The sequence below is a fragment of the Enterococcus sp. DIV1096b genome, from assembly GCF_050498765.1.
Lineage (GTDB): Bacteria > Bacillota > Bacilli > Lactobacillales > Enterococcaceae > Enterococcus_D > Enterococcus_D entomosocium.
In genome coordinates, this window is the sequence record NZ_JBMHEK010000001.1 from 2,730,552 (window position 1) to 2,742,910 (window position 12,359).

Annotated in this window: 14 protein-coding genes; 2 read left to right on the plus strand and 12 right to left on the minus strand. The window is 44.1% G+C overall.

The window, feature by feature from the left end; all coding sequences use genetic code 11:
- Nucleotides 1–12: 12 nt before the first annotated feature.
- The 11 genes from IGJ17_RS12825 to IGJ17_RS12875 all read right to left on the minus strand — a co-directional run bounded on the left by IGJ17_RS12825 (nt 13) and on the right by IGJ17_RS12875 (nt 8,855).
- On the minus strand, nt 13–1,464 hold the full coding sequence (locus IGJ17_RS12825; protein WP_429961476.1) for an amidase: 1,452 nt from the start codon (nt 1,462–1,464) through the stop codon (nt 13–15).
- A gap of 259 nt (nt 1,465–1,723) precedes the next feature.
- Nucleotides 1,724–2,566 carry a DUF368 domain-containing protein gene (locus tag IGJ17_RS12830; RefSeq protein WP_005234267.1) on the minus strand — a complete coding sequence of 281 codons (843 nt, stop codon included), beginning with the start codon at nt 2,564–2,566 and terminating at the stop codon, nt 1,724–1,726.
- A 121-nt stretch (nt 2,567–2,687) separates the two neighbouring features.
- Nucleotides 2,688–3,197 (minus strand): GNAT family N-acetyltransferase, encoded by a 510-nt coding sequence (locus IGJ17_RS12835; protein WP_086297857.1) that lies wholly within the window; start codon nt 3,195–3,197, stop codon nt 2,688–2,690.
- A 112-nt stretch (nt 3,198–3,309) separates the two neighbouring features.
- A complete protein-coding gene (locus IGJ17_RS12840; protein WP_429961477.1) occupies nt 3,310–3,936 on the minus strand; it encodes a glycosyltransferase family 32 protein in 627 nt (208 codons plus the stop codon).
- Between the two features lie 176 nt (nt 3,937–4,112).
- Nucleotides 4,113–5,216 (minus strand): alpha-hydroxy-acid oxidizing protein, encoded by a 1,104-nt coding sequence (locus tag IGJ17_RS12845; RefSeq protein WP_429961478.1) that lies wholly within the window; start codon nt 5,214–5,216, stop codon nt 4,113–4,115.
- Between the two features lie 145 nt (nt 5,217–5,361).
- Nucleotides 5,362–5,784 (minus strand): NUDIX hydrolase, encoded by a 423-nt coding sequence (locus IGJ17_RS12850; protein ID WP_429961479.1) that lies wholly within the window; start codon nt 5,782–5,784, stop codon nt 5,362–5,364.
- Nucleotides 5,785–5,890: 106 nt separating this feature from the next.
- A complete protein-coding gene (locus IGJ17_RS12855; RefSeq protein ID WP_005228559.1) occupies nt 5,891–6,208 on the minus strand; it encodes a DUF1292 domain-containing protein in 318 nt (105 codons plus the stop codon).
- A 22-nt stretch (nt 6,209–6,230) separates the two neighbouring features.
- Nucleotides 6,231–6,662: a Holliday junction resolvase RuvX gene (gene ruvX / locus IGJ17_RS12860; RefSeq protein ID WP_005234242.1), complete on the minus strand. Its 432-nt coding sequence runs from the start codon at nt 6,660–6,662 to the stop codon at nt 6,231–6,233.
- Nucleotides 6,662–6,928 carry an IreB family regulatory phosphoprotein gene (locus IGJ17_RS12865; protein WP_005228556.1) on the minus strand — a complete coding sequence of 89 codons (267 nt, stop codon included), beginning with the start codon at nt 6,926–6,928 and terminating at the stop codon, nt 6,662–6,664. Before IGJ17_RS12865 ends, ruvX begins: the two co-directional genes overlap by 1 nt.
- 145 nt (nt 6,929–7,073) lie before the next feature.
- The gene (locus IGJ17_RS12870) at nt 7,074–7,904 is read right to left on the minus strand and encodes a TIGR03943 family putative permease subunit (RefSeq protein WP_008380795.1); all 831 of its coding nucleotides are present in this window, start codon (nt 7,902–7,904) and stop codon (nt 7,074–7,076) included.
- A gap of 3 nt (nt 7,905–7,907) precedes the next feature.
- Nucleotides 7,908–8,855: a permease gene (locus IGJ17_RS12875; protein WP_244732330.1), complete on the minus strand. Its 948-nt coding sequence runs from the start codon at nt 8,853–8,855 to the stop codon at nt 7,908–7,910.
- Nucleotides 8,856–9,075: 220 nt separating this feature from the next.
- Between IGJ17_RS12875 and IGJ17_RS12880 the strand changes: the two genes are divergently transcribed.
- The gene (locus IGJ17_RS12880) at nt 9,076–9,438 is read left to right on the plus strand and encodes a thioredoxin family protein (protein ID WP_005234233.1); all 363 of its coding nucleotides are present in this window, start codon (nt 9,076–9,078) and stop codon (nt 9,436–9,438) included.
- 92 nt (nt 9,439–9,530) lie between these two features.
- Here IGJ17_RS12880 and IGJ17_RS12885 read toward each other — a convergent pair whose 3' ends face one another.
- Nucleotides 9,531–10,205 carry a redox-sensing transcriptional repressor Rex gene (locus IGJ17_RS12885; RefSeq protein WP_005228549.1) on the minus strand — a complete coding sequence of 225 codons (675 nt, stop codon included), beginning with the start codon at nt 10,203–10,205 and terminating at the stop codon, nt 9,531–9,533.
- Between the two features lie 217 nt (nt 10,206–10,422).
- On the opposite strand from IGJ17_RS12885, the gene IGJ17_RS12890 reads away from it, so the two are divergent.
- Entirely contained in the window at nt 10,423–12,354 is a 1,932-nt protein-coding gene (locus tag IGJ17_RS12890) for an ABC-F family ATP-binding cassette domain-containing protein (protein WP_429961480.1), read from the plus strand.
- Nucleotides 12,355–12,359 lie beyond the last annotated feature (5 nt).

A 12,359-nucleotide genomic window follows, 5' to 3' on the forward strand; every position in this document is an offset into this window, starting at 1 on the left:
AATATCCTCCTCTTAGTTTCCTTGTTTTGGCAACAGAAATCGTTGCTGTGTTTCAAATATATAGCCGCCTTGGAAAAGCAGATCTTCTCTGCCTTTAGACGCCATAAATTGGATCCCTAGCGGCAACCCTTCCTCACTGAGAGCAGTTGGCAAGCTGATGGCTGGCTGCCCGGTTAAATTGGCTAATTGAGTGTAAGGTGTCAGAGCATAGCTCTTGGCAAACATTTCTTCGATCAACTCACCCGCAGCACTTTTTCCAAGCGTCTCGATCTCATGCAGTCTTTGGCGTATGCTATCGCTTTGTAAGTCTTCCTCGATCAAAGGGGCTGGAAAAGCTGTCGTCGGTGTTAAAAAGAGATCATAGGTCGAAAAGACTTCTTCCATTTTTTCTGCCAGCTGATCCCACCACTGCAAGGCAAGAACGTAATCGGCGACCGGCAGTTTTTTGCCATATTGGTAAAGTGCCCAGGTCATCAATTCCATCTCTTCCCGTCTGACCGGTTCCTGACGAGCAGCATCGATCTCAGCAAACATCGCAGCTGTTTCGCCACCATTCATGGCGTAATAAGTGGTCATCATTTGCTGACCATCCACTGGATAGCCCACTTCAATGACTTCGTGCCCCTGCTTTTCTAAAAATGCGGCTGCACTTCGGACTGCTTGGATGGCAGTTTCAGACACTTGTCCACCGGTCGGCGATGCGGTAGTAAAAGCAACCTTCAACCGCGGTTTTTGACTTGCTTGCTGATGATGCCATTCTACTTGCGGTGCCTGATAAGGGGCTGCCGGCTGTGACGTCCGCAACGCATAAAACAACTGTTCCGTATCACGCATAGAAAGCGTCAACGCAAAGTTGATGGAAGCGCCTTGCCAGCTGCGCCATTCACTAGGACCCACTGGCATCGTGCCACGGGTTGGCTTCAAACCGATCAATCCGCTAAAGGAAGCTGGAATGCGGATCGATCCGCCGCCATCACTGGCACCTGCAATCGGAAACATCCCCGAAGCCACTGCCGCTGCCGCACCACCACTGGAACCACCAGCTGAATAGGCAGGATTCCACGGATTACGTGTAGGTCCATACAATGTTGGATCAGTGATATTTTTGAATCCAAATTCTGGTGCATTGGTTTGCCCTAACGGCACAAAGCCCGCCTCTTCTAAACGAGAGACAAAATGAGCCGTGCGGCTGGCTCGTGCTTTTGCAAACAGTTTGGCTCCTGACGTTGCTGGCCACCCTGCTTTGGTTTGGCCGAGTATTTTTAACGGCATGGGTTGTCCACCAAAAACCGTTTTTTGAAGATGCTGCTCGTAATGCTGGATCGCTGCTTGCGGATCAAATGTTACAAGCGCATTCAAAAGCGAATTTTGTTGATTGACTTTTTCTTCGATCATCGCCACCCGCTCGGCAAAGCTGATTTGTCCTTGCCGCAATTGTTCCGCCCAATAGGTCGCATCTTGCATGCTTGTCCCTCCTTTTTCTCAATAACCTCAAACAATTATCTAAACTGTAACACATGGGAAATTCTTCTTTATATAGACTACAATATACCAAACACTAGGAAATCTTTCAACAAAAATATAACAGTTTTTAAACCTGTATCACATCGTTATCAAACGTTCCCATCTTTTTACTACTGGCTGTCCACCAACGCTTTCTCTTAGCTGCCCGAATCATAACCTAACAAAAACGGCACATCGCCAAACGATGTGCCGTTTTGATTTACTTGTATTTTTCTTCCAGCTTGCTCATCCAAAGACCTAACCAAGCCCCCAAGACAAACAAGATAATTCCGATGACGGCCGTTACCCAAGTAAAGCCGCTATAGTTTGCCACCGGAGGAATCACGATCAAACCCGTTGAGGCAATAACGATCCCTAAAATGAAGTGATAGACTTTTGAATGATAATGCGTCAATAGCCACTCCATCAATTTCGAAAACAACAGCATCACTGCCAAGCCGCCAATGGCGATCGGTAGAAAGACACCCATGATGTCAAAGCTCTTAAAGCCTTTCAACATCGGATCATAAAGGCCCAGAACGAGCAAAAGGTTTGAAGGACTCAAGCCGGGAACCAAAACACCTAACGCGATCAGACCGCCGGCGATCACAAAACCTATGAAATTGGCAGGGATCGTTCCTAAGATATCGCCCATAAAATAGAGGAACAAGAAGCCGATGACCATACTGCCGAAGAACCAAATCAAATCACCGGTTGTTCGTTTGCTTTTTAAAGTAGATTCTTTGGCAAGTGCCGGTAATGTCCCAATAATTGCCCCCGCAAAGCCCCACAAAACGATGATTTGATAATTTTGCAGCAACCACTCTAATGGCTTCGATAAAAGACCGATCCCTACGATTCCCCCGATCCCTACTGGTAGGAAAAAGAGGAAATTCTCTTTAAAATTCTTCGTCAGATGTGCCATAAAGCGCAGCATCCGCTCATAAATGCCTAAGATGGCTGCCAATACGCCACCTGAAACACCAGGCAAGATAAAGCCCAAGGCAATCACCACGCCTTTAAGAAAACGTGACAAAATACTTTCGTTTCTCTGTTTTTCCATTTACAATTGCTCTCCTTAGCGATGGTTTTCACCAATCGTTCTTTTTTCATCAATCCCTTTAACTATACTTGATTGCCAAAAAAATGGAAAGTAATTTCTAATTCCTCATACAAGGCGGCACTCAAAGCTCTTTCAGCATCAAGAAATCCGTCTGCTCATCATCCCCCATAAAAAAGGAATGACTGCCAACTCTTTCAAAGCCCATCGTATGATAAAAAGCCAACGCATTGTCGTTAAATTCCCAAACGCCTAACCAGATCGACTTTTTCTGCAGCTCTTTGGCGGTCTCTTGGGCAAACAGCAGCAGTGTTTTGCCATAGCCCATCCGCTTATGTTCTTTTTTGATATAGATCCGTTCAATTTCCAACCCCTCTGGGGCGATCGCTTCCGTCTGTGCCTCCCCCCAGTTAAGTTTGATATACCCTACGGTTTGATCATTTTCTTGCAAAAAATAAAACGCCGATTGCGGATTTTCTAACTCTCGGGTCAGTTTCGGCAGATTGTAGGCTTCTTCTAGATAGATGCGGGTATTTTCCTCCGTATTGAAAGGAGCAAATGTATCGTAATAGGTGGATACGCTGATTTCTCCCAATTCTTCTAAATCTGCCAAAGTACATCGTTTGATAGCCATCAAAACGCCTCCTTTTTTATCAAGCTATTCTATCACATCTCCATTATCCCTTGCAAAAGCAAAAAGGGCGGACAGCTTTCCCCACTGTCCGTCCTTTCATAGACTTACTCTTTTATAACCAAGAGCCAGAAAACTGATGGATCACCATCGTACTCGGATCTTCCTCGACCTCACCCGTGATATAGCTTTTTGGTGAAAACGTCATTTGCGGGAAGATCTCTACGCCCTTAACGGTTTGTCGTTGATTATTCAATTCTAATCCGTGGTTTTGCAGCAGTTTCGTCACTCGGATCACATTGGTGACGACATCTTCCGTTTTTTCTGCCCGGACAAATTTTCGGTCATCGTAATCGTGGTACCATTCTTCCATAAAGGGATGGTGCGGAACCGCTCCAATGATCCCAGTAGAAATCTTGGTTTCGATCTCAAAGCCCATAAATGCCTCCAGTGTCAAGAGCTCATCTAAAGGTTTGACCACCTCGATATCAGTATCCATATAAATACCGCCTTCTGTCACTAACGCATACAAACGAACCACATCTGACACAAATGCCCATTCTTCTTGGTCATAGGCCTCTTTTAGATAAGGACCGAATTTTGAAAGGTCGATCGTTGATTCATCCCAACGTTTGATCTCATAATCCGGACAATATTTTTTCCAGGTATCCATGTATTTCTTTTCTTGTTCACCTAATGGATTGCCGCCAAACCAGCAATAATGAATAATTTTTGGAATCATCAATCTCTCTCCTTTAGTTTATTGGTCTCTTTTAAGTGTAGCGGATTTTGCAATTGTTTCAAAATCATATACACTTTTTACGGCGAAAAGAACTGTTGGCTCTGCTCTTCAGGATCAGAAAGGATCATTGAAAAAAGCACCTGAGTCAACGACTCGAGTGCTTTTTGAGGGATTGCTTATAAATAATGATTGTCCCGTAAGACGGCTTTTTTGATATCTGCCACCGTTTGCGTCCCCGCAAGCTGCATGACCATCTCCAATTCTTTTTTGAAGAAATCAAAGACTTGTTGAACACCGGTGGCGCCACCTAGAGCCAACCCATAAATCACTGGTCGACCGATTGCCACCAGATCTGCTCCGCAAGCAATCGCTTTAAAGACATGCTGTCCTCGCCGTACCCCGCTATCGAAGATGATCGGCGCCCGACCTGCTACTGCTTCAGCCACGATCTGCAAGGAATCAAAGGAAGCTGGACCACCATCCAATTGGCGTCCCCCGTGATTTGAGACCCAAATCCCTTGTGCACCTGCCCCTAATGCTCGTTCCACATCTTCTTCTGATTGCACCCCTTTGACATAAACCGGCAAATCAGATTCTTTGGCGATAAAAGCGACATCCTGAGGACTTAATTTTTGTTTTGAGGAGCCGTAAACGGCATCCATCGTTTGTCCGATCCCTGATTGATAAGCCTGAACGATCGGCATTGCCAACGGAAAGGTGAAGCCATTGCGGCGATCCGTTTCTCGATTGCCCCCCACGGTTGCATCTGCGGTCAAAACGATCGCTTTGGCGCCATTGCGTTTTGCCATCGCCAAGATGTCTTTGTTAATACCATCGTCTTTACTCATATAAAACTGGAACCACTGCGGCGCTTCTTGACCTCCAGCCGCTCGGATTTCTTCCAACGTACAAGAGGCATACGAACTCGCCGTATAGATCGTGCCAAAACGTGACACACCTTTGGCTGACGCTTGCTCTGCCGCAACATTTGCTAAGCCGTGGGCAGCCACAGGCGCCATAATGATTGGCGCTGACAACGTGTCACCGCCAAAGGACAACGTTGTGTCCGGTAATTCAATGTCCTTTAAGACATGAGGAATGATCAATTTGTGATTGAAGGCGCGTTCATTTTCTTGATAGGTAAAAATATCCCCCGCACCACTGCTGATATAGCCATACCCACCTTTAGGAATCACTTCCTCTGCGGCGATCTCCAAATCGCGCATATTGATAAAATCAATTGCTCCTTCTGCTGTACTTGCTTGATAGATTTTTTCCATGCCTTTCCCTACTCTCCGATAAGATAACGTTTACATTTTTATCCTACGCCTGATTGTAGGATCACGCAACTCATTCGCTCACTCCTGTCAAATAGGCTTACTTTACTTTTCCACTCAAGACAGCCCTCCATTTGAACTAGCTGAATTATTGTTTTGTTCGTTTAAGATATTCTGCCAATAACAACGGCTGAATCGTTGGATATGTCCAACTGACAGGCGGCTTTGCCCTTACATAGATTGCTTCGATCTCTGAGGTCAACTCATCCTCCAAGTCCGTGATCTGGGCTTCGAACACCAAGCCGTAATCGGTCTCCCCGTCTTTTTCTACCCCATAGATAAATAACGGCTCTAGAGTAAAGTGCTTGGCTCCTGTTTCTTCCTTTAATTCATGGGCAGCACACGCTGTGATGCTTTCTCCTGATTCTCGCTTACCTCCGGGTATTTCTAATGTGTCTCGTTCTTTGTGTTTGACATAGACGAGCTTTTCTTGATACTTGCTGATGATCACCGCAAAAACTAGCTGCTCTTCTGCGATCTTTTCAAGCTCAAAAATCGTTACGTGATTCATTTTACTCATTCCTTTCAAAAAAGCAGGCTTGCTTCTATAATAAACAGTCGTTAAAAATCAAAAAAAGTGCTGATCCCTTATGGAAAGGATCAGCACTTGCAGCTTGTTATTCTTCTTCTTCCGCCATGAATGTGTTGAAGACTTCTTCAATCATATCCCATTCTGCTTCTGTTTCGATCTGTTCTAATTCACCTTCAGAACCGTCTTCGTTTTCAATATAAGCGTACGCTTGTAATTCAACGTCTTCTTCTTCCGGTACGCCTGCTGGATAAAGCAAGACGTAGTTGCGGCCGAATTCTTCCGTACCGTCAACCGTTAATAGAATTTCGTATAAGGTTTCATTTCCTTGGTCATCGATCAAAGTAATGTGTTCATGTCCTTCATGATCGTGATCGTGGTTATGATCGTGTGTATGTTCTGACATTTATTTTCCTCTTTTCTGTAAATTAAAACAGCTGTTTCCCAGCACCATCTAAATAATTCTGCAAAATCATGACTGCTGCTAATTTATCAATCACTTTTTTTCGTTTGGCACGCGATGTATTCGCCTGTTCTACCAGCATTCGTTCTGCTTGAACGGTCGTCAGACGTTCGTCTTGGTAAACGACAGGCAAACCGAATTGCTGTTCGATCGCTGCGCCGTAAGCCATAGAAGCTTCCGCTCTAGGTCCGATCGTATTATTCATATTTTTAGGTAGTCCTACCACAAAACGTGAGACTTCATATTCTTTCACCAATTCAGCAAGTCGATCATAACCGAAATTGCCTTCATCTTCATTGATGCGAATGATCTCGATCCCTTGTGCTGTCCAGCCCATTGGGTCACTGACCGCCACGCCGACTGTCCGCGAACCAACATCCAATCCCATGATTCTCATTATAGGTTAATCCCGTGATTGCCTAAATAATAACGGATCAGAACTTCCATGATCTCATCCCGTTCGTGACGACGAATCAAATTCCGGGCATCCCGATAACGAGGAATGTAAGCCGGGTCGCCAGAAAGGAGATAACCGACGATTTGATTGATCGGATTGTATCCTTTTTCCTCTAATGCTCGGTAGACGATAGCTAATGTTTCGCTGACTTCTTTTTTACGGCTATCATCAAAATCAAAGCGAACTGTTTCATCTGTAAAACCCATTTCACGACACCTCTCTTTTGTATAGATTTTAGCATATGTTCCTACTTTATTGTACTAAACGTTTGATAAAACTACAAACATATGCTTAGATTTTCTTCATTATAACAAAGGTTTATGATGTTTCTATGAACTTTCTTAAAAAAAGCTAGAAAGCGCGATAGACATACTGGTTTTCTGGTGCTTCAATCGTCTTCTCTTGGTCTGCTACCACCATCGGCAAGTCTCGTTTGAAGGGTTGATAGTACTTCGATTGGATCGTCCCTTCCACGTGGAGCCACTGGTTATTTTCTGCAGTCGCTTGCTGCGGCAATTCCACCCGTAAACCGAAAACGCCTGAATCAGCCACACAATGGATAATGCCAAAACGAAACAAAAAGATTTCATTGGCATCATCTTGATCTGCATGGTACACAAATCCATCATAGGTGATTTTCTTACCAATGAATTCACTCGGGTACGTATAGATCAACTCCATGACTTCCAAGTAATTTTCTTCCGTTACCGCAATCGTCTCATCTTTGGCGTAACGTGCCAAGGCTGCATCCATCTGAGTGTCATAATCTTCTTTGTTAAAATAAAGACTTGTATCGGGTTTCAGATATTGGGTCGTCATTTCTGGATCCCCCACAGATTCTTCACTTAGGGGGAAATTAAACCCTTTTGCTTCAACGATCGTCGTATCCAAGCTAACGGTGGGAAAAAAGAGACCCACGATGATCGGTAAGGCTAATAGAAAATACGCAATCACTCGTTGGTATTTTTTCTCTAATCCATGCTGGTGCTCGTCGTCATGATGATGCTCGGGCTCTTGTTTGACCCAAAAGTACAGCTGGACCAAAGCCAACAATAAAGAAATGATCATAGATAAAATAGCGAGATAGCGATAATGAATGTTGATAAACTGATTGAGTTTGCCCGTCACTTGCAAATACATCATTAATTCAAAATAGCCTGATAAGATCAAAAAACGAATCATTCTTTACACCACCCATGCATAAATTGAAACGACGATTGCGACTAAACCAACCAGAGAAGCGATAAAACGCCCCGAAAAGTACCGCTTCATCATCAACAGGTTTTTAATATCTACCATTGGACCAAAAACCAGGAAACCGACGACTGGTCCAGTGCCGAATAAACTCAACAACGAAGAGCCGATAAAGGCATCTGCTTCGGAACATAGGGATAATGTCAGTGCCAACAGCAGCATGACGAAAACCGCTAACAGCTTCGTGGAGCCTAATGTCAGCATCAAGCCAGTTGGCAGATAGGTCTGCATCGCTGAAGCGATCAACGCACCAATGATCAAATAACGCCCAGTATCGAAAAACTCATCCAAACTATGCTGCAGCAAATGACGAATCTGCCGAAGAAGCGGATGACTGGTCTTTTCTGTTTGATGGTGTGCGTGGTCATGCCCGTGATGTTGTGAATGAGCTGCTTGCTCATTCCCCTCACTTAATTGATTGGCAAGCCGTGTTTTTAAGACCTCTTGTTTGTTAAAATACGCCAGCCAGATCCCCACGACCATTGCGACCAATAAGCTGCCCAGCACACGCAAAAAGGCGAACTTCGCGGAATTTCCAAAGGCAATGAATGTCGAAAAAATCACGATAGGATTGATGATCGGCGCAGTTAGCATAAAGGCAAATGCCGTGTACACTGGCACGTCTTTTTTTACGAACTGATTAACGATCGGTACGATCCCACATTCGCAGGAAGGAAAAAAGACCCCCAGACCACAACCAACAGTGATCGATGCCAATTTGTTTTTTGGTAAGAGTCTCGTGACTCTTTCTGGCGTCAAGAAGACTTGTAAAGCACCTGATATCAAGCAGCCCAATAGGACAAAGGGCAAGGCTTCAATGACGATAGATAAAAAAATAACACTCATTTGCAGGACAGAATTCGGTAATGCCTGAAACATAACTTTAACCTTCTTTATCAATAAATTCGAAACGCTGGAATTACTATACGTTTTTTCCTTTTTTTATACAACGTTTTTTTTAAAGCAGTCTGTTTTTTTAATCGTTGCTTTAGATTTTCCTTATCTTTAAATCCTTCTTGTTCACCTAAATGATCAGCTACTAACAGATATTTTGACTTTTCCTCAAGAACAGCGTACATTTTCCATGGAGGAATGACTTATGCAAAAAAATCAACCGATCCAAGAGAGGCTCGCCCAACATCCGTTGGCACTACTCTATCTCTCTCAACCAAATTGCAGTATTTGTGTTGCGGACAAACCACGCATCCAAACACTGGCACAAACCCAACAACTCCCACTATTTACCATCAACACGCTGGCAGAGCCAGAAGCAGCCAGTTTATTTTCGGTCTTGACGGTTCCCGTCGTCCTCTTGTTCGCAAATGGGAAAGAAGTGCATCGCGAAGCCCGCATCATCGATTTCACACGTTTGACTCAACAAATCTTGCGGTATCAAGAAGCGCTCACAAGCGTTGAAGAGCAAGATTCCTACGAATCACTTTTTGACCAGTTAGACGAGTAAGTTCAGTGAATGAAAGCAAAAAACAGCTGTCAGATCCTTGTATATACTACAATCTGGCAGCTGTTTTGCTGGTTCCTATTTATGTGATGCGATTATTCGCTTAGTGATGGTTCTTCTACTGGTTCTTCATGGGACAAGACGTTGCCTGAATGCAAGAAATAAATTAATGTTTGCAATTCATTGGTTAAGTCAACGTTTTGAATCAGCACGCCTTTTGGTGCAGTGATTCGCGCAGGTGTAAAGTTCAAAATTCCTTTAATGCCAGCTTTCACAAGCTCGTTCACTAAATCTTGTGAATGTTGTGCGGGAACCGTCAAAATAGCCACATCGATCTGCTGGATCTTCACTTGTTCCTTCATGTCATCCATTGGATAGACCGGCACACCATCTACGATTCGACCAACTAGATCTTCGTTGACATCAAATGCGGCACTGATCCGAATGCTGTTGCTTTGGTGAAATTTGTATTTCAACAAGGCGCTCCCCAAGTTTCCGACACCGACTAAAGCTACGTTCGTCATGTGGTCTTCGTTCAATGTCTTCGCAAAGAACTGCATCAAGCTTTCAACATCATAGCCGTAGCCGCGTTTTCCTAATTCACCAAAGTAGGAAAAGTCGCGGCGGATCGTCGCACTATCAACTTGAACAGCTTCACTTAGTTCGGTCGAAGAAACTTTTAATTTGCCAGCTTGGTGCAAAATACGCAAGTAACGATAATATAAAGGCAATCGCTTCGCTGTTGCCTTTGGAATTTGATGATCTTTCAAAGAATACTCCCCCATTGTGAAAAATTCACTTGTGATGAAGCTATCATAACAAATACATTGTTCAAAAATCAATTTGAATGCTCATAATTTGAAATATAAATTTTATAATGGTAAAATCAAACTTTTTCCCAATCGCTGTTTTTCATAAAATATGATAGACTTGTAGTATTGCAACCTTGATACAGACAAGTTTCTTAAAGATAGGAATGACATACACATGATTTTATTACAAGCCAACCAAATCGCCCGTCTTTTCGGAGCCGAGGTTTTATTTGAAAATATCCAATTAGAGATTGCCAGCAATTCCCGAATCGCGCTTGTTGGGCGCAACGGTGCTGGTAAATCAACGCTACTGAAAATTATTGCTGGACTCGAAAGTCCTGATAAAGGAACGATCGCTAAAAACAAGACCGCTACGATGGGCTACTTAGCTCAAGATACCGGACTTGCTAGTCAGGCCACCGTTTGGGAAGAAATGCTAGGGGCTTTTGCAACGGTTCGACAGATGGAGCAGCGCATGCGTACCTTAGAGATCGCCATCTCCGAAGCAGATCCTGCTGCTGACTCTGGCAATCTCCTGAAAGAATACGACCAGTTGCAGCATGAATTTGCAGAAAAAAACGGCTATGGCTATGAAAATGAGATTCGCTCCGTCTTGCACGGTTTTCAGTTTGATCCTTCTTTTTACACACAGCCGATCGATACACTTTCCGGTGGTCAAAAAACCCGCTTGGCATTAGCAAAAATGCTGCTGCAAAAACCTGATATCTTGATCCTGGATGAGCCGACCAACCATTTAGACATCGAAACGTTATCTTGGTTGGAAAACTATCTACAAGGATATGCCGGTGCGTTGCTGATCGTTTCCCATGACCGGTACTTCTTAGACAAAGTTGTCAACGAAGTCTACGAACTGAGTCGCCAAAAAATGCGCCACTACAAAGGCAATTACAGCCGCTATTTGACCCTGAAAGCGGAACAGCTGCAAAGTGAATGGAAAGCCTTTGAAAAGCAGCAAGAAGAAATCAATAAACTGGAAGACTTTGTTGCCCGCAACCTTGTCCGTGCCTCTACCACCAAACGCGCGCAAAGTCGCCGTAAGCAATTGGAGAAAATGGACCGGTTGGATCGCCCGCAAGGAGATGAAAAATCCGCCCACTTCCTTTTTTCCATTGAAAAACCTTCAGGAAATGTTGTAATGCAAGTAGAAAATGCCGCTATCGGTTATTCTGAAGAAGAAGTCTTATCGGCGCCCATCGACTTAGATGTTCGGCGCAAAGATGCGATCGCTTTAGTAGGACCGAATGGGATCGGCAAGTCAACCTTACTGAAATCACTGATTCATAAAATCCCCTTTATTCAAGGAAAGGTGCATTTTGGCGCCAATGTCTCAATCGGGTACTATGACCAAACTCAATCCGATCTGCACTCAACCAAAACGATCCTCCATGAGCTTTGGGATGACCACAGTTCCACACCTGAAGTCGAGATTCGCAATATATTAGGCAGCTTCTTATTTTCGGGAGAAGATGTTGAAAAGCCGATCACGCTGTTAAGCGGTGGCGAAAAAGCCCGTGTCGCTTTGGCAAAATTAGCCATGGACCATGACAATTTCTTGATTTTGGATGAACCAACCAACCATTTAGACATCGACAGCAAAGAAGTCTTAGAAAATGCCCTGATCGATTATGAAGGCACGTTGTTCTTCGTATCTCATGACCGCTACTTTATCAATCGAATCGCCACCAAGGTCGTGGAACTGTCTGAAAACGGCAGCAAGCTCTATCTCGGCGATTACGATTATTATTTAGAAAAGAAACAAGAAGAAGCTGAGATCGCAGCAATGTTGGAAGCAAAAACAACCGAAACCACCATCTCAGCGGGCAAGCAAAACTTTGTCCAAAGCAAAGAACAGCAAAAAGCCGTTAGAACCTTACAGCGAAAAGTCGCCCAAATCGAAGAAGAGCTTGCCACGATAGAAGAAACGATCCAGCAACTGGAACAAGACATGACCGCACCAGAAGCGTTGAATGATCATGTAAAATTGACCGCGTTGAATCAAGCGTTAGAACAAGCCCGCACTGAACATGAAGCCCTATTAGAAGCATGGGAAAATACTAGCTTAGAACTAGAGGCATTTGAAAGTTGATCGTG